This is a genomic window from Dactylosporangium sp. CS-047395 (genome assembly GCF_050942185.1).
GTDB lineage: Bacteria > Actinomycetota > Actinomycetes > Mycobacteriales > Micromonosporaceae > Dactylosporangium.
In genome coordinates this window covers 587,385-604,417 of record NZ_CP192015.1, presented here as the reverse complement: position 1 = coordinate 604,417, position 17,033 = coordinate 587,385, and the positions used below count along the sequence as shown (strand labels likewise).

At 70.4% G+C, this 17,033-nt stretch carries 16 protein-coding genes and 1 pseudogene; 6 read left to right on the top strand and 11 right to left on the bottom strand.

The window, feature by feature from the left end; all coding sequences use genetic code 11:
* Positions 1 to 5: 5 nt before the first annotated feature.
* The 4 genes from ACQP00_RS02770 to ACQP00_RS02755 form a co-directional block, all read right to left on the bottom strand.
* On the bottom strand, positions 6 to 1,805 hold the full coding sequence (locus tag ACQP00_RS02770) for a hypothetical protein (protein ID WP_433213835.1): 1,800 nt from the start codon (positions 1,803 to 1,805) through the stop codon (positions 6 to 8).
* 92 nt (positions 1,806 to 1,897) lie between these two features.
* A complete protein-coding gene (locus ACQP00_RS02765; protein WP_433213832.1) occupies positions 1,898 to 2,839 on the bottom strand; it encodes a glycine betaine ABC transporter substrate-binding protein in 942 nt (313 codons plus the stop codon).
* Positions 2,840 to 3,063: 224 nt separating this feature from the next.
* Positions 3,064 to 3,750 carry an ABC transporter permease gene (locus ACQP00_RS02760; RefSeq protein WP_433055666.1) on the bottom strand — a complete coding sequence of 229 codons (687 nt, stop codon included), beginning with the start codon at positions 3,748 to 3,750 and terminating at the stop codon, positions 3,064 to 3,066.
* Complete coding sequence (locus tag ACQP00_RS02755) at positions 3,747 to 4,430, bottom strand: ABC transporter permease (protein ID WP_433213829.1); 684 nt, start codon at positions 4,428 to 4,430, stop codon at positions 3,747 to 3,749. Before ACQP00_RS02755 ends, ACQP00_RS02760 begins: the two co-directional genes overlap by 4 nt.
* Before the next feature lie 2 nt (positions 4,431 to 4,432).
* On the opposite strand from ACQP00_RS02755, the gene ACQP00_RS02750 reads away from it, so the two are divergent.
* Entirely contained in the window at positions 4,433 to 5,428 is a 996-nt protein-coding gene (locus ACQP00_RS02750; protein ID WP_433213826.1) for an ABC transporter ATP-binding protein, read from the top strand.
* 21 nt (positions 5,429 to 5,449) lie between these two features.
* On the opposite strand, the gene ACQP00_RS02745 is transcribed toward ACQP00_RS02750, so the two are convergent.
* The 7 genes from ACQP00_RS02745 to folP all read right to left on the bottom strand — a co-directional run bounded on the left by ACQP00_RS02745 (position 5,450) and on the right by folP (position 10,070).
* A complete protein-coding gene (locus ACQP00_RS02745; protein ID WP_433213823.1) occupies positions 5,450 to 5,923 on the bottom strand; it encodes a hypothetical protein in 474 nt (157 codons plus the stop codon).
* 43 nt (positions 5,924 to 5,966) lie between these two features.
* A complete protein-coding gene (locus ACQP00_RS02740) occupies positions 5,967 to 6,266 on the bottom strand; it encodes a hypothetical protein (RefSeq protein ID WP_433055655.1) in 300 nt (99 codons plus the stop codon).
* Between the two features lie 30 nt (positions 6,267 to 6,296).
* The gene (locus ACQP00_RS02735) at positions 6,297 to 7,679 is read right to left on the bottom strand and encodes an ABC transporter permease (RefSeq protein ID WP_433213820.1); all 1,383 of its coding nucleotides are present in this window, start codon (positions 7,677 to 7,679) and stop codon (positions 6,297 to 6,299) included.
* A gap of 93 nt (positions 7,680 to 7,772) precedes the next feature.
* Positions 7,773 to 8,312, bottom strand: coding sequence for a DUF3180 domain-containing protein (locus tag ACQP00_RS02730; protein ID WP_433213817.1), 540 nt, complete (start codon positions 8,310 to 8,312; stop codon positions 7,773 to 7,775).
* Between the two features lie 47 nt (positions 8,313 to 8,359).
* Entirely contained in the window at positions 8,360 to 8,881 is a 522-nt protein-coding gene (gene folK / locus ACQP00_RS02725; protein WP_433213814.1) for a 2-amino-4-hydroxy-6-hydroxymethyldihydropteridine diphosphokinase, read from the bottom strand.
* Complete coding sequence (gene folB / locus ACQP00_RS02720) at positions 8,878 to 9,246, bottom strand: dihydroneopterin aldolase (RefSeq protein ID WP_433213811.1); 369 nt, start codon at positions 9,244 to 9,246, stop codon at positions 8,878 to 8,880. Before folB ends, folK begins: the two co-directional genes overlap by 4 nt.
* A complete protein-coding gene (gene folP / locus ACQP00_RS02715; protein ID WP_433223650.1) occupies positions 9,243 to 10,070 on the bottom strand; it encodes a dihydropteroate synthase in 828 nt (275 codons plus the stop codon). The genes folB and folP overlap by 4 nt, the downstream gene beginning before the upstream one ends.
* Positions 10,071 to 10,400: 330 nt before the next feature.
* Between folP and ACQP00_RS02710 the strand changes: the two genes are divergently transcribed.
* The 5 genes and pseudogenes from ACQP00_RS02710 to ACQP00_RS02690 all read left to right on the top strand — a co-directional run bounded on the left by ACQP00_RS02710 (position 10,401) and on the right by ACQP00_RS02690 (position 17,031).
* Positions 10,401 to 10,715 (top strand): hypothetical protein, encoded by a 315-nt coding sequence (locus ACQP00_RS02710; protein ID WP_433213809.1) that lies wholly within the window; start codon positions 10,401 to 10,403, stop codon positions 10,713 to 10,715.
* Positions 10,716 to 10,727: 12 nt separating this feature from the next.
* The gene (locus ACQP00_RS02705; RefSeq protein ID WP_433213806.1) at positions 10,728 to 11,102 is read left to right on the top strand and encodes a hypothetical protein; all 375 of its coding nucleotides are present in this window, start codon (positions 10,728 to 10,730) and stop codon (positions 11,100 to 11,102) included.
* A gap of 647 nt (positions 11,103 to 11,749) precedes the next feature.
* A pseudogene (locus tag ACQP00_RS02700) lies at positions 11,750 to 14,503 on the top strand (ATP-binding protein); the annotation flags it as partial.
* Positions 14,500 to 16,482 (top strand): MFS transporter, encoded by a 1,983-nt coding sequence (locus ACQP00_RS02695; RefSeq protein WP_433213803.1) that lies wholly within the window; start codon positions 14,500 to 14,502, stop codon positions 16,480 to 16,482. The pseudogene ACQP00_RS02700 and the gene ACQP00_RS02695, both read left to right, overlap by 4 nt.
* A 6-nt stretch (positions 16,483 to 16,488) precedes the next feature.
* A complete protein-coding gene (locus ACQP00_RS02690; protein WP_433213800.1) occupies positions 16,489 to 17,031 on the top strand; it encodes a hypothetical protein in 543 nt (180 codons plus the stop codon).
* The last annotated feature ends 2 nt before the right edge of the window (positions 17,032 to 17,033 follow it).

The following is a 17,033-nucleotide window of genomic DNA, read 5'->3' as shown; positions in this document are numbered from 1 at the left end:
CGCGGTCAGCGCCAGCGGTCGTCGTTGTTGTCGAAGTCGGCGATCGGGCGGGTGGGACGGCCGCCGCGGTGGTCGTTCCAGCCGTATTCTTCGTCGTCCTGGGGGCGGCGGGGGACGCGGTCGTCCTCGCGGGGTGGGGGCGAGGTCCAGCGGGAGGCCGGGTCGGCCGGGGACGGGGGCAGCGCGGCCTGGGGGCCGGTCAGGCTGCGGTCGGTGCGGCGTACCTCGGACCAGCGGGTTGAGCCCGTCTCGTCGCGGCGGGCCTCTTCGTAGGTGCTCTCCGACCACTGGGCTTCCGGGCGGCGGCCGACCTCGACGCGGGCCTGTTCGCCGGAGGCCCAGCTGCGTTCGCGTTCGCGGCGGGCTTCGGAGCGGCGGGGGCTTTCGGTGCCGGCGTCGTACCGGCCCTCGAAGCGGGCGTCGTGGTCCTCATCGTGGTCGTCGGGCTCGGCGCGGCGGCGGCCGGGGCGGCGTTCGTCGGGTTCGGCGTGGTGGCCGCCGGAGCGGGTCTCCTCGGCGTAGTACTCCTCGTGGCGCACCGTGGCCCAGCGGTCCTCGATGCGGACGTGGGTGCCGGTCTCGTCGGCGTGCACGGCCGAGCGGCGCTCGCCCATGCGCAGCTCGCGGCCGCCGCGTTCGTCGCTGTGGACCGAGGCCCAGCGGTCCGTGGTGCGCATGCCGCTGACGTTGTCGTCCTCGTCCTCCTCGGCGGCGCGGCGGCGACCGGCGCGGCGCTCGACCTCCGCGCCGCTGCGGGGGGCCGGGACCTGGGGCCATTCGCTGCTCTGGGAGCGTTCGAGGCGCTCGCGCAGCAGCTGCTCGGTCCAGGAGGTCTGCTCGCGGGCCTGCTCGCGAACCGACGGTTCGCGAGTGCGTTCGCCGCGGCCGTAGTCGTCGCGCTCGCCCCGGTGGTCGGGCCGGCGCTCCTCGCGGCGGCCGTAGTCGTCGCGCTCATCACGCCGCGCGAAATCGTCGCGGTCAGAGCGGTGGCCGAAGTCATCGCGGCGGTCGTCCCGCCGATCATCCCGGCGTTCGTCCCGACGATCATCGCGGCGTTCGGAACGCTGACCGTAATCGTCGCGCTCGGAGCGGTGGTTGAAGTCGTCACGTTCGGAGCGGTGGTTGAAGTCGTCACGTTCGGAGCGGTGGGCGTAGTCGTCGCGCTCCGGGCGGGGCTCGGGCCGTGGTTCCGGGCGGGCCGAGATGCGCTCGGAGCGGTCCGGGCGGCGCTGCTGGGGGATGTCGGCGCGCGGGCCGGCGCCGTACACGGTGCCGGAGCGGGACTCGTTCGGGTCGACGACCGTGGTCTTGGTGGTGACCTGCACGGTCTCGGTGTGGCGCAGGACGCTCGGCGGGGCCTGCGGGGCCGGCGCCTGGTGCTGCTGCGGCGGGGGCTGGGCCGCCGCCCGCTCGAGCTGGCGGCGCATCATCTCGACCTGGTTCCGCAGCGCGTCGACGGTCTCGTGCAGGACGCCGATGCGCTCCATGAGCTGGCCGTGCGTCTGGCGGGCGGCGTGGGTGATGTCGCCGCGGACGTTCTCGCGAAGGGTGTCGATCTCCTCGTACACCATCTCCTCGACCTCGCCCTTGACCGTCTCGCCCTCGCGCCGCAGCGCGATCGACAGGCCGATCAGGACCACGGCGAGCAGGCCGAGCACGGCGGCGAACTGCAGGACGAAGCCGCTGCCCACGAGCAGGAGCAGGGCGGCCAGCGGGGCAAGCCCGACGCCGCCCCAGAAGAGCAACTGGAGCAGTTTGGTGCTCCGCTTTACCCCGGTCACACCGGTGGTCTCCGCGGGGGGCATGAGCAGACAACTTACCTGCTCTTCATGACAAACGAAATGTCCTCTCGTACCGCCTTGCAGCAGGCGGTACGAGAGGACGTGTTACGAACCTGCTAGCCCAGCGAGCCGTCGGACGAGAACACCAGCGCGAGCGAGGCGGTGCCCTTCTTGAGGGCGTCCTTGCTCTGCGGGCCGCCGGCGTCGAGGCTCAGGACCTTGCCGAACTGGATGCCGTACGTCTTCTCCAGGCCCGGCTGGCAGAACGGGCGCTGCGGGCACTCCGCCGGACCACCGAGGACGGTGGCCTGACCCGAGCACTTGGAGGCGAAGTCGGTGAGGGTCTTCAGGCCGTACTTCGACGCGAACTCCGACGTCACCGCGAACGCGTTGCCGTCGGTCGCCGTGGACGCCTTGCCGAAGGAGAGGCCCTGCTTGCCGCCGAGGTCCTTCAGCGCCGCCACGGTCTTGTCGACGTCACCGGAGGCGAGCGCCGTCGCGTCCTTGCCGTTGACCGACTGGTTGATGAACTCGGTCAGCGTCGCGGCGTACTCCGGGACGATCTGAATGTCGCCCTTGGTGAGCTGGCCGTAGTAGACCTCGCGCTTGCCGATGGTCTGCACCGAGGCGTCGTAGCCCGCGGCGTCGAGGACCAGCTCGTACAGCGCGCCGAGGGTGGCGCTCTCGGAGAAGTCGGCGGCGCCGATCTTGACGGCCCCACCCTTGCCCTTCTCCAGGCCGGTGGTGAGGTTTGCGGTCTTGGCGAAGTCCTCCGCCGCGACCTTGGAGGTCTTGCGGTCGACGTCGACCGCCTTGTTCAGCGCGATCAGCTTCTCCGGCGTCAGCGCGTCGGAGACCTTGTCCAGCGCAGCGATGAGGGCCGGGTCGGCGACCTTGGTGTTGATCGCCGGAATGATGTTGTCCGCCAGCTGGAGCTTCTTGTCGTCGTTGAGGACGACCAGCTTCTCTCCAGCAACCGGGGCACAACCCGCACCGCTGACACTCGCCGGCGCCTCAGTGCCCGAAGAGCCCGACTCGCCACAGGCCACGAGGCCCATGCTGGCGAGACCGAGGACGACTCCGAGCGAGGCGCGTATGGCTGTTCGCAAAATGGCCCGCCTTCCGTGTCCCGGCGCGATCACTGTGACCGGCCGCGTGTCCGACGGGCAGCGCTTCAATTGGCAATGGAAGCCCGCCCGCTTCCAAATAGGCAACTCCGGCGATGGAAATTCGGCAACCGCAACCAGGCACGTTTTCGTAACGACGTGTCACCGGATCGTGTTCACACGCGGCCGGCGGCCCGGCGGAGCACCTTCGGTGTGAGCTTCCGCTCAATGATCGCCATCACACCGTCGATGATGAGCGCGAGACCGGCCACCAGGATCGCGCCGGCCAGGATCTGCCCGCCGTGTCCGGGACCGAGCCCGAAGCCGGCCGAAATGATCATGCCGAGCCCGCCGCCGTTGACCGCTGTGGCCAGAGTGGCGGTGGCGACCACGGTGGTGGTGGCGATGCGGAGTCCGGTGGCCAGGAACGGTACCGCCAAGGGCAGTTCGATCCTGAACAGTCGCTGGGCCGAGGTCATCCCGACGCCCTTGGCCGCGTCGCGCACCTCCGGGTCGATCTGGCGCATGCCGGTGTAGGCGTTGGCGAGGAGGGCCGGCAGCGAGAACACCGCGAGCGCGATGATCACCGCCGGTTTCCCCAGGCCGATCGGGGTGAGGGTGAGGATGGTCAGCAGCGCGATGACCGGGACCGCCTGGGTCAGGTTGGACAGCAGCACGATCACCCCGGAGGCGGCCCCGCGGCGCCCGAGCAGGATGCCCAGCGGCCAGGCGACCAGGCAGCCCAGGACCACGGCGCCGGCGGAGATCTCGGCGTGCTCGGCGAGCCGGTCGAGGATGCCGTCGGGGTTGGTCCAGTTGAGCGGATCGTTGAACCAGACCAGGGCGTCCGAGATGACGCTCATGCGACCCGCCTCCGCGTCCACGGGGTCAGCGCGCGGCTGACGAAGATCAAAATGAGATCGAGGACCAGGGCGAGGGCGACGCAGCCGATCGCGGCGGTCGAGATCTCGGCCTTGTAGTAGTTGTTGCGGAACCCGGCCAGGATCAGCGAGCCCAGCCCGCCGTGCGAGCCGACGATCGCGCCGACTGTGACCAAGGCCACCGTCGATACCGTCGCCAGTCGCAGGCCGGTCAGCATGCCCGGCAGTGCCAGCGGCAGCTCGACCCGCCACAGCCGCGCGAACTTGCCGTACCCCATCGCCGTCGCGGCCTCGCGCACGTCATCGGGCACCTGCAAGAGGCCGGTGAGGGCGTTGCGGATGAGCACGATGAGGGCGTACGAGGTGAGTGCCAGGATCACCGGCGACCGCCCGGTGCCCATGAACGGGGTCAGGGCGGCGAGCAGGGCCAGCGACGGAATCGTGTAAAGCACGCCCGCTGATGTCAGAATCGGCGTGGCGAGCGGGCGCACCCAGTACGCCAGCACCGCCAGGGGAATCGCGATGACCACCGCGATCACCACTGACCACACGGTAATCACCACGTGGTCGAGGAGCGCATCCCGCAGCGTGTCGTAGTTGTCCTGAACGTACGTCCAGGAGAACCAGGGGTTGCCCGCCTCACCGCGAGCCAGGAAGGACATGCGTGGACGTTACCGCGAAGCACGATGCCGCGCCGATCACCCTCGATCGGCTGCGCAAGGTGTATCCGGACGGGACGGTGGCGGTCGGCGAGCTCAGCCTCGAGATCGGCAGCGGTGAGGTCACGGTGCTGATCGGCCCGTCGGGGTGCGGCAAGTCGACCGTACTGCGAATGGTGAACCGGCTCATCGAGCCCTCCGGCGGCCGCATCCTCATCGACGGCGCCGACGCCACGGCGGCCGACCCGACCCAGCTGCGGCGGACCATCGGCTACGTCATCCAGAACGTCGGGCTGTTCCCGCACCAGACGGTGCGCGCCAATGTGGGCACCGTGCCGCGGATGCTCGGGTGGGACAAGCGCCGGATCACCGAGCGCACCGATGAGCTGCTCGAACTCGTGGGGCTGACCCCGGCGCAGTACGCCAAGCGATACCCGCACGAGCTCTCCGGCGGCCAGCGCCAGCGGGTCGGCTTCGCCCGGGCGCTCGCCGCGGACCCGCGGGTGCTGCTGATGGACGAGCCGTTCTCGGCCGTCGACCCGATCAACCGGGGCCGGCTGCAGGACGAGTTCCTGCGGCTGCGGCAGGCGGTGCGCAAGACCACGATCCTCGTCACGCACGACCTGCAGGAGGCGATCAAGCTCGGGGACCGGATTGCGGTGCTCTCGGATCACGCGCAGCTGCAGCAGTACGCCACGCCGGCCGAACTCCTCGCGCGCCCGGGCAACGAGTTCGTGGAGCGGTTCGTGGGCGAGGACCGCGGGATCATGCGGCTCTCGGTGACCCCGATCCCGGCCACCGGGCTGCGGCCGGTCGGCGAGGCGGGCGACGGCGCGCCGGTGGTGTCGTCCGGCGCGACGCTGCGGGAGGCCTTCGGGGCGATGCTGGCGGCGGGCAAGGGCGCCGTGGTGGTGCGGGACGGCGACTCGCCGATCGGCGCACTCACCGCCGCCGACGTCCAGGTCGCCCTGGCGTCCGCGGCGGTGGACACGCCCGCCTGATCATGAGCTTCCGGGCGGCGATTACGGTCGCCGCCCGGCCATGGTCGCCAGGCCGATGATCCAGCCGACGATCAGGCCGTACCCCGCGCCGCCGGCCGCATTGGCGGTGGCCTGGCCGAACGAGGGGTTGGCGAGCAGGAACGACGTGATGAAGGCGGCGAGGGCGGCCGCGAAGATGTAGGCGGCCCACCCGGTGAAGATCGCCGAGATGGTGCCGCGCGCCGAGGCCAGCTGCGCCCCGACCAGCAGCGTGATGAACAGCGCCGTGAAGACGATCAGCAGGATCGCCTTGAGGTCGGCCCCGAGCAGGTCGCGCACGGAGGCGTCGCTGTCGAAGGCCCAGGCCGGCCAGGCCAGGGTCTCCAGGAAGATGCCCCGGTCGCCGGAGTTGACCCAGTCCACGTACCAGGGACTGCCGAAGATCAGCACCAGGAGAAAGGCGACGAGTGTACCCGCACTCGTCGCGGTGCGGTATCGGGATCGCGTGATTGCCATGCCGGGATAAGGCCCCCCGGCATCAAAAACTAAACCGCGAGCCTCAATGTCCGGATTCGTCCCCGTACTTCATGATGTAGTCGATGAACGCCGCCCGGACCAGGGGCTCGTTGCCGCCGTAGTCGTGCCCGGTGGCCTCGCGCCACAGGGCGACGGCGTCGTCGATGGTCGCGTCGAGCGAGCCGAGCCAGCCGTCCTGGGTGTCGTCATCGCTGTGCGTCACGTGCGTGAACAGGTCCCAGAAGAACTTGATGTCCCGCCGCTGCCGGGCCAGGGCGAACGCGCGCTCGCGCAGCTCCTCGGTGGGCATCGCATCGAGCTGTTCCAGGGTGACGTCAGTCATGGTCACCAGGTTATCGGGTGACGCGCGCGGCTACCGGGTGCCCCAGCGCTCCTCGGCGCTCCAGCCACGGTCCGGGCCGCGGTCGCGGTCGGCGTCGGGCGCGAAGCCGCCGGGCCAGCTGCCGGTGCGGCTGGAGGGCGGGGACCAGTTGTCCTCGACGTCCACCGGCGCCGGGGTGATCGACGGCGGCGTCCACGGCGCCTCCTCGGCCAGCTCGGCAGCGGTGCGCGGACGGCCGAACGTCTCCACCAGGCGGGTCACCACGAGGCCGAGCGCGATCGCGCCCGCCGCCAGGGCGATGGGCTGGAGCTTCCAACCTTCAGCAGCGGTGTACCGCAGCAGAAGCGTGATGACGGCGACCGCCAGCAGCGTGCCGAGGACCCCGCCGCGGCGGCCGTAGGCGGAGGTGCCGCCGGCCAGCGCCGCGCCGAGGGCGAGCACGGTGACGGTGAACCCGCCGAACGAGCCGGTCGCGTCGGCCGCCGCCACCCCGCGGTCGTCGAGCGCCACGAGCACCCCGGCGACCGCCGCGAGCAGCGACGATCCGGCGATCGCGAGGCCGGTGAAGGTGGCCGCCCCGCCGCCGCGCCGGTCGGCCGGGTCGCGGACCGGGCGGAAGCGGCCCAGCGAGCGCCGCAGCGGCCGGATCACCCCGAGGGCTCCCCCGCCGGCGGCGAGCACGGCCACGCCGAGGGCCCACCACATCGCGTGCTTGTGCGGGTCGTACGCGCCGTCGACGAGCTTCTCGCTCGGCTGGTTGGCGATCCAGGCGATCAACGCGAGCGCGACGGCCAGGCTGGTCGCCCAGCCGGGCACGTGGAACGCGACGACCAGGACCGCGATCACCACCCCGACGCCGACCGCGATCAGGCCGGTGATCAGGGCGGTCATGAGCAGGCCGCGCTCGGAGTTGCTCGCGAAGAACAGCCCGGCGGCGAAGGCGATGGGGCCGGCCGCCAGGTTCGGGGCGCCGGCCCGCAGGCTGAGGCCGAGGGCCAGGGCGACCAGGCCCAGCTCGGCCCCGGAGAGCAGCAGGCCGCGCAGCTCGTCGCCGCGCAGGGCGGCCGGGCTGGCGTCGCGCACGAGGTACAGCAGCGCGCCCGCCGCGAGCAGCAGCACCAGCTCCCACAGCGCGTGCACCGCGAACCGGTCCCGGCCGGGCTCGCCGTGCTCGGGGTCGTCGAACACGTCGCCGAGCTGCTGGGCGGTGGGGGTGCGCCGGCGCGGCGGGTCGTCGAAGCTCTCGCCGGACGGGGAGCCGTAGGCGGGCGAGACCGGGAAGGCGCCGGGCGTGTACACCGACTGATTGGAGACCCCGAGCGTCGGGGCGTCCTCGGGCACGCCGCCCGAGCGGAAATCGGGTTCCTCCCGGAATCCCGGCTCGCCGCGGAACCGCGAGTCGTCGTACGCCATGGCGCGCGCCTCCTGCCAACCGACGGGTACGCGTCGCACAGTAACCGCGTCAGGTGACGGGCGACAGACCCAGCGATCTGCTCATCCGGCTTTTTATGCGTTCTGGTCGTCGGGGGTCCGGTCGTTGCCGCCCTGGCGGTTCTGCCTGGGCACGTCCTTGTCCCGGTCGCTCGGGGGCACGCGGCAGGAGCGCTCCAGCCAGAGCGCGGCCGCGATGAGCACGATCGATGCAGCCACCCCGAGCAGGGCCTGCGGCAGGTTCTCGGAGACCTTGGCCAGCACGCCGCGCTGGGTGAGCAGCCAGGTCGACAGCCCGACGTACATGCCGCCGAAGAGCGCGGCGACCAGTGCCGAGGCCTTGCCGAGCACGGCGTAGCGGGCGATCACCAGTGGCTGGAGCGGTCCCGCGCCCTCCTTGCGGAGGATGCGGTTGCGGGTGGAGTACGCCTCGATGCCCTCGAAGATCGCCAGCCCGATCAGCGTCAGCGGCGGCAGCCACGGCAGCGTCGGCAGGCTGTTCCAGAAGTTGCTGATCGCGATCCAGGCCAGCGCGGTGGTGGCGAGCGCCGCGATCACCAGCGTGGCCGGGCGGGTCGGCTCCATCCGGCCCTTGGGACCGTTCGGTCCGTTCACGTTGGGGTCTTCGGGTGGCGGCGTGGCCATCGCTTAGCGCTCCAGACTCAGGTGTCGAGGTGGACGTCGACTCGTGGACGCAGGTCGGCGAGGTCGGCGGCGACCGCGTCGGCCCGCAGCAGGTCGTTGACCCATCCATGCCCCGGCAGCTGGGCGTACGGCTGGATGTCCAGCCACGGCCGGAGCACGAACGCCCGCAGGTGGGCGCGCGGATGCGGCAAGGTCAACTCTGGATCGCCGGAGGTGACCGGCGTCCCGTCGTCGTTCCACACAGCAATCACGTCAACGTCCAGGGTACGCGGACCGAAGCGCCGAGCGGGATCGCGCACTCGGCCGGCCGCCTCTTCGAGCCGGTGCGCGGCCGCCAGCCAGTCCCGCGGTTCGGCGTCCGGATCCGTCGCGAGCAGGGCGGCATTGAGGTAGTGCGGCTGGTCGGGATCTCCCCAGGGCGGCGTCTCGTACACCCCGGAAACCACGAGGATCTTGTCCGCCAGGCTCTCCACCGCCCCGCGCAGGTGCTGCTCACGGTCGCCGAGGTTGCTGCCGAGGCTGAGCACCGCGGTGGTCACGGCCGCTCCCTTCGGATGACGACGGCGACGTCGGCGAACTCGAGCGGGATCGGGGCCTGCGGCTTGTGCACCGTGACGGTCGCGGCGCGGACCCGCGGGTCGGCCAGCGACTCGGTGGCCAGCTTCTCGGCCAGCGTCTCGATCAGGTTCACCGGCGGCCCGGTGACGACCGCGGCCAGGCGCTCGGCCAGCTCGCCGTAGTGGACGGTGTCGGTGACGTCGTCGGAGGCGGCGGCCGGGCGCAGGTCGAGCTCCAGGTCCACGTCGATCACGAAGTCCTGGCCCTCCCGGCGCTCGAAGTCGAAGACGCCGTGGAAGCCGCGGACCTTGAGACCCCGGAGCAAGATCCGATCCGGTACGTTCACGCCGCCGCCTTCGTCGCCTGCCACACCTTGATCGCGTCCACGTTCCCACGGACCTCGTGCACGCGCACGCCCCACGCGCCCGCGGCCACCGACAGGACGGTCGTGGCGATGGTGGCGGCCTCGCGGTCGTCGGCCGGGCGGTCGTGGCCCTCCGGATCGGCGAGCAGGCGGCCCAGGTGCGACTTGCGGCTCGAGCCGACCAGCACCGGATGCCCCAGCGCGACCAGGTCGGGCAGGTGGGCGGCCAGGCGCCAGGTGTGCTCGGGCTTCTTGGCGAACCCGAGGCCGGGGTCGAGGATGATCCGCTCGGGCGCGACGCCGGCCGCGACCGCGTCCTCCACCCGTTCGAGCAGCTCGGCGGTGACCTCCTTGACCACGTCGCCGTACACCGCGAGATCGGACATCCGCCGCGAGTGCCCCCGCCAGTGCATGAGAACCCACGGGCAGCCGGCGTCGGCGACCACCCGGCCCATGTCGGGGTCGGCCAGTCCTCCGGAGACGTCGTTGACCAGCTCGACCCCGGCCTCCAGCGCGGCGGCGGCGACCGCGGCCCGGGTGGTGTCGATGCTCATGGCCACGCCCTCGGCCCGCAGCGCGCGGATGACGGGCAGCACGCGGGCCGCCTCGGTCTCGGCGTCGACCCGCCCGGCACCCGGACGGGTGCTCTCCCCGCCGACATCGACCAGTTCAGCGCCCTCGGCCGTCATCTGCAGCGCGTGGGCCACCGCGGCGTCGAGGTCCCCGTAGCGACCCCCGTCGGAGAAGCTGTCCGGGGTCACGTTGAGCACGCCCATGACGAGCGGCGTTGAACGGCGCAAGACCATCACTTGAATGAAGGTACTCAACTCACCGAGGCTGCCCGGTGGCGACCTGCGACAACCTTCGGGGGCCTGCGCGCAAGCACCTCAGGAGGCACACTGTGCACACTGACCCCACATCGGTCAGCTTGTTGGACAGGGGACTGCAACGTACTCTCTGCAAGTGAACGTTATTCGGACCGTTAAACCCGACAATGGTCATTTAACAGGGCAAACGCCCGGATAAGGTTCCGCCGGAGGGCGACACAGCAGCCGGGGTTGTACCCCTGGGTCGTCTTTTCGGCGAGGCTTAACGTGTGGCGTGCACCTTGCCCGCCGCACCTCCGGGGAGGTCTGATGATGTTGATGGAGATCGGCCAGGCGATGTGGGGCTCGGCCGCACACGCCGTGGATGCGATCGCCCTCGCGCCGACGCCAGATCCAGCGCCGAAGACGATCAACACCGATGGCATCCTGACGTTCTTCACGACCAAGATCGTGCCGATCCTGTTGGCCGCCCTTGGAGTGATCTTCATCGGCCGGGCCAGCAAGGGCGAGGTCTCGCGGGTGCTCACGAGCTCCGCGATCGCGATCATCGGCCTCGCGTTCGTCGCCGGCGCCGCGTCGCTGTTCTTCTTCGGCGACTCGCTGGTCAACCTGATCTTCAACTAGGCCTGACCTGCCATGCGCCTGCGCACCGACGACGACATCTACCGAGCACGGCTGGTCTACCTGGGCCCGCCGGGCTACACGCTGCCCATCCAGCTGCCGTATGCGCAGTACGGGGTGTTCGCGCTGCTGGTGCCGTTGTTCATGTTCATCCGCTACCTGATCACGCTGCACGTCGACTACTTCCCCGCCTACGAGATCGCCCTCGCGATCGTGGCGACGTCGCTGATCTTCCGTTACGTCGACCCCGATCGTCCTGCCCGCATGGTGGTCCGCACCGCCCTGACCGACTGGCGTCACACCCGCGAGCCGAGCGCCGAACAGCGCGACGCCCGGCTGGTCGCGTCCAAGGTGCGCATCCGCCCGGAACTCACCGGTGATCTCGTATGACCACACCTCCGCCCCGCAAGAACGGGGGCTTTCAGGACCGCTCGGACTTCGATGACGACGCTGCGCAGTCGGACGACTACGATGGCGGACTTCGCGCTGTCGCCGAGGGCGGGCGCGTCGCCATGTTCCGGGGCCCTTCCCGCGAGAACGGCAGCGGCCCTTCCCGTGAGAACGGCGGCTCCGGGCGTCCCGGTGGAGCGCAGCCCGCTCCCGACGTCGACTCGCCGTTCATGGGGTTGTTCGACGACCCGCCGGGCGGGGCGGCGCGCGATCGGCTGCGCGCCCTGGAGCCCAGCCCGAGCCGGGCCGAGCGGGTGCAGCCCATTTCCGGGGTACCGATCTCGGCCGCGCCCTCCTCGGGAGCGCCACGGTCGGCCGAGGACCTGCGCGTGCCGAAGCGGGCGATCCCCCGCGGGCCCGGCGCCGAGTCCGGCCGCACGAACGGCTCCGAGTCTGGCCGCGCGAACGGCTCCGAGCCTGGCCGCGCGTACGGCGAGCGGCACCCTACGCGGCCGGCGCTGAGTGACCGGCCGGCCTTCGACAACTGGGCTGAGACGAGTGGTCGTCGTCCCGGCGCCGCCCCGGGCGAGCCGCGCCCGATGGGTGGACCGGCTGCTCCCCGGCCGCCCGAATGGGGTTCCGGGGGGCGTGGGGGCACTGGGGGTACCAGTCGAAGGGCTGTAACGACAGCGCCTCCCCCACCGCCGACGCGCCGGGCCGCACCCGCCCGGGTCGTGCCCACCCAGCAGCCGCCGCGGCCGCCGCGGGAGTTGCCGCCGGCCGCGCAGCGCGGGCGCAAGACGCCGCTGGACAAGACGCCGCGGCCGAAGCACAAGGACCGCAGCGCGGCGATCGACCTGGCGATCAAGGAGATCGCCGGGCACCTGACCTTCACGCCGAACACCGTCACCGCCTGGTACTGGCTGCCCGAGGTGCGCTGGGCGTTCCGCCCGGACGCCGAGCGGGAGGCGCTGCTGTCGGCGATCTCGGAGCAGTACGCGGGCCTGGCGGGCTTCCGGCTGCACCTGCGCCGCACGACCCGGCCGTTCCCGGCGGACCAGTGGGCGCGCGTGGTCGACGGCAACACGCCGCACCCGCTGCCGTCCGTGCCCGGCGGCCCGTCGTGGGCCGACCACCTGGTCGGGGCCCAGAAGCACCTGCTGTCGATCAATCACGCCGAGGGCCAGACGTACCTCGGGATCGCGTTCGCCCGCCGCACGCTCGGCGACACGCTGTCCGAGCGGATCGGCGCCCTGTTCAAGCGCGGGGTCGCCGACGCCGAGCGCCGCCGCATGGCCCGCACCGTCGAGCAGTTCGACGAGGTGCTGGGCGCGTTCGGCATGCGTGGCCGCCGAGTGAGCTCGTTCGAGCTGGAATGGCTCTTGTACCGCTCGGTCGCGCTGTGCATGTCGCCGCCCGGTCACATCACCTCGCTGGAGGGTGGCTGGGACGCCGGCGACCTGCTCGCGTTGACGGAGGCGGTGGAGCGGTACCGGACGCCGTACGGGTCGACGGTGAAGCTCGTCAATCGCCAGACCGGCGAGGAGCGGCACGTCGCCGTGCTGACCGTCGGCCGCATGGAGCCGCTGGAGATCCCCGAGCGGCACGAGCCGTGGCTGCACTTCCACGAGCGCATGCCGTGGCCGATGGAGCTGTCGTCGCGGATCGACATCCTGGGCCCGGGCGACTCGTTCCGCAATCTCGAGCACCGCCTGCGCCTGATCCGTTCCCAGCAGGCCGACTACTCCGAGCACGGCATCGACGCTCCCCCGGAGCTCGAGCGCCTGGCCAAGCGCGCCCTGACCATCGGCGACGAGATCAGCACCGGCCTGCCGGTCGACTCGTCCCGCGCGCACGGCTGGCACCGGGTGGCGGTCGGCGGGCGCACCCGCGAGGAGTGCCTCGAGCGGGCTCGCCGGATCACCCAGATGTACTCCCGGGAGATGCGCGTCGCGCTGCAGCACCCCAAACAGCAGGACTGGCTGGCCCGCGAGTTCATTCCCGGCGAGCCGCTGGCCAACACCGGCTACCTGCGGCGCATGCCGGTCAAGCTGTTCGCGGCCGCGCTGCCCCAGGCCGCCTCCACGGTCGGCGACCGGCGGGGCGACCTCATCGGGCGCACGGCGGGCACCTCCCGCCGCCCGGTCTTCCTCGACCTGCACTTCCCGATGGAGGTGCGGGAGCGCTCCGGCCTCGCAGTCTTCGTCGCCGAACCGGGCGGTGGCAAGTCGACCCTCATGGGTGCGCTGGGGTACCTGGCGGCGCGTCGTGGGGTACAAGTGACGCTTCTGGATCCTTCGGGACCGCTGGCGCGCCTCTGTGCGATGCCCGAGTTGGCCCCGTATGCGCGGGTGCTCAACCTGACCGGCTCGGAGCAGGGCACGCTCGCTCCGTATTCCCTGATTCCTACCCCGCAGCGCCAACATTATGCGCACGGCCCGGCCGGCGACCGCGAGTTCGAGATCGCCGTCTCCAACGCCCGCGCCGAGCGCCGCATGCTCGTGCAGGACATCTGCATGATGCTCGTACCGCCCCAGGTGGCCCGCGAGGCATCGACGGCCACCATGCTCCGCCACGCCGTCCGCCAGGTGCCGGCCGAGGAGTCCTCGACGCTCGAGGACGTGATCCGCTCCCTGCGCGACACGGGCGACCACGACGCCGCCGAGCTGGGCAACCTCCTGCTCGACACCGCCGAGATGCCGCTGGCCATGCTGTTCTTCGGCTCCCCACCCCCCGGCCTGCTCGGCGCGGACGCAGCCCTGACCGTGATCACCATGGCCGGCCTGCGCCTGCCCGACCTCAAGATCGAGCGGGAGTACTGGTCGGCGGAGGAGTCCCTGGCGCTGCCCATGCTGCACACCGCGCACCGCCTCGCCGTCCGCCGCTGCTACGGCGGTGACATGTCGATGCGCAAGCTCGTCGGCCTGGACGAGGCGCACTTCATGGAGGGGTGGCGGTCGGGCCGCTCGTTCCTGGTCCGCCTCGCCCGTGACTCGCGTAAATGGAACCTGGCGGCGCTGGTCGCTTCCCAGAACCCCAAGGACATCCTGGGGCTGGACGTGCAGAACCTGGTGTCGACGGTGTTCGTGGGGCGGATCGCGGAGGACTCGGAGATCGCGGCTGAGGCACTTCGGTTGCTGCGGGTTCCTACTGACGTGGGGTACGAGCAGACGCTGGCTTCGCTTTCGCAGGTCGACACGAGTTCTTCGTCGCGCTTGGGCTTCCGCGAGTTCGTCATGCGGGATGTGGATGGGCGCGTGCAGAAGGTGCGCGTGGACGTTTCTTACGTGACTGATCTGCTGCGGTACTTGGACACGACGCCTGGCGGCGTGCCGGGGACCCCGACCCTGGGCGGCGAGATCATGGACCTGCACGAGGATGGGGCGGAGGATGAGCGGTGAAACGCTTGCGACGCTTGCCCGTGTATTTGATCGTGGTGGTTGTTGCGGCTTTGGGGACGTTGTTTGCTGGGCCTATGGGGCCGGCTTCGGCGGCTCCGGCCTACGCCCCGGGTGATCCCCTCTGCACCGTCGAGGAATGGCGTTTCCCGGGCAACTTCGACAACTGCGCAAACCGCCTCCAGGTTGACATCCAGGGCAAGCTCAGCTGCCTCGATGCCCCGGTTCCAAGTGCTCCGGATTCGGGCGTGGCCGGGTGGTTCGCACAGCAGCCGGATGCGGATCGCGGTTCTCGCCTATTGTTCCGCTACAGTGAATACGGTTACGCGGGCTACGACTTCAGCACATACGATCTTAAATGCGCAGCCGTCGTTACCAATCCCAGCGCAGAATTCGAGAATACCGTAGCTAACGGCGAATTCCTGTTTGCAACAGGTATCGTCGGTGCATCGAATGCGCTTCGCGAACGCGCATGGGACCCATCTTACATGTGGGGATGGGCTGATCCGTTGGTCGACACCGCCACGAAGGCGGTCTACTCGAAAGTGTTCACCGTGTTCGGCGCGATCACGGTGGCGATCGTAGGCCTCTATCTACTGTGGCGTTCTCGACAATCCGATCTTTCCAATGCAGTCACCACGGCAGGCTGGGCGCTTTTCGTGATGGTCTTGATCACCGCCCTCGCGCAATGGCCGAGTTTCTCTGCCCATCTGGCGGATAAGACGCTGATCACGAGCCTCGACATGATCCACGGCGCCGTCGGTCCTCCGGACGAGTCCATTCCGCCGGAGAAGTGCCACAACAACGATCCGACCGCTTGCCAGGACGGTCGACCGCCTGCTGTCCGGGCCAGCGACACCGTCGTCGACGGGCTGCTCTACCGCAACTGGCTGCGCGGCACACTCGGATCTGCGGACAGCGAGACGGCGAACAAGTACGGTCCGGCCCTGTACGACGCGAAGTCCTTCACCTGGGTTGATATTCAGAACATCCGGGCCGACGAGAAGCAGGCTGCCGACCGCGAGGCAGACCGCATCCGAAACCAACAGCCGGGCCCGCCGATCACCTCTACGATGCGCAAGACCATCACCGAGGAGAAGCAGCAGCGGTGGATGAAGATCGCCGAGCAGATTCGCACCGAGGATCCTGAAGCCTACGAGCACCTCCAAGGCAGTCGGGGCATGGATCGCGTCGGGTCGGGATTCCTCGCCATCCTCTCCGCCCTGTTCTTCGCCTTGTTCGACATCACGGCATCGGTGCTCGTCATCCTGGGCTTCCTGATCTTCCGGTGGGCGGTCATCGCATCGCCCATCCTGGGAACCATTGGATTGTTGCGTCCCGCCAATGCCGGTCTCCGGCGACTCGGCAATGCCGTCATCGCTGCGATGTTCAACATCATCATCTTCGGAACCGGGTCGGCGATCTACCTGTTTGCCGTTTCGTTGATCCTGACGACCGGCTCCTTGGCGCCATGGCTTCAAGTGCTGCTGATCTGGCTCACCGGTGTCGTCGGCTGGCTTCTCCTGCGGCCGTATCGGCGGATCACCCAACTCGGCGGCAAGGACTCCACTCGCGCCATCACATCGGTGGGCGGCTGGCACCGGCTGTTCATGCGAGACGTCCGGCAGGCTGCAGCGCTGAAAATCGTGGACGCCGGCGGGACGCGCGAGCCGGGGTCGCAGCGGCGCGGCGGCGAAACCGTACAGACGCAGCAGCGGCCCGAGTCTCGTACCGAGGACGTTGTCTCCGCCGGTGGTAGCGAAGTGGCGCCCGTGGATCGGCCAGAAACTGGGCGGCCCTCGACCGCTGCCGGCAGTCGGACCACCAGCGGGACCACCCGGCGGCGAGAGCCCTCCTGGGAAGCGCCCGACGTGCCGGCCGAGAGTGCGCCGTCGTACTCGATCTATCGGCCCGGGTCGGATCGGAGTGGGTCTGAACGGGCGCCGGCGCGACGGCCTGAGTCGGCGAATCTCCCCGGGTAGGCGGGCATGCGTACGGTCCTGCGGCTACTTGGTACGCGGTACGGCATCGCGTTGGTTCTTGTTGTCGTGGTGCTTGTCGTTGTGGGGCTCGGCCGGACCGTTCTCGATCGGAGTGACGGGCAGTCGGCCAACGACGGGCTCGGGCCGACCGTTGCCGCGGTTCCCACCTCGGCCGATCCGTACGCGTCGCTCGGCGATGACGGCGTCGACGAGTCGGCCAATCCCGCTCCCTCGCTGAGCAAGGGGGCCGCGGACGTGTCCACTGTGGCCACTCGGTTTGCCAAGGCCTGGCTGCGCAAGCCGGGGATCAGCGGCGATCAGTGGCGGGCCGGGCTCAAGCCGGACGCGTCCACCGAGCTCATGACCGACCTTGCCGAGACCGATCCCGCCGACGTGCCGACCGACGCCATTACCGGCGCGGTTCAGCTGCAGAACCTCGGGTCCGTCACCGTCGCCAAGTTCCCCGCGCAGGGCGGGACGATCGTGCTCGAGCTGCAGGTCACGGGCGGGCGCTGGGTGGTCACGTCGCTGGACTGGGAGACGGCGTGAGC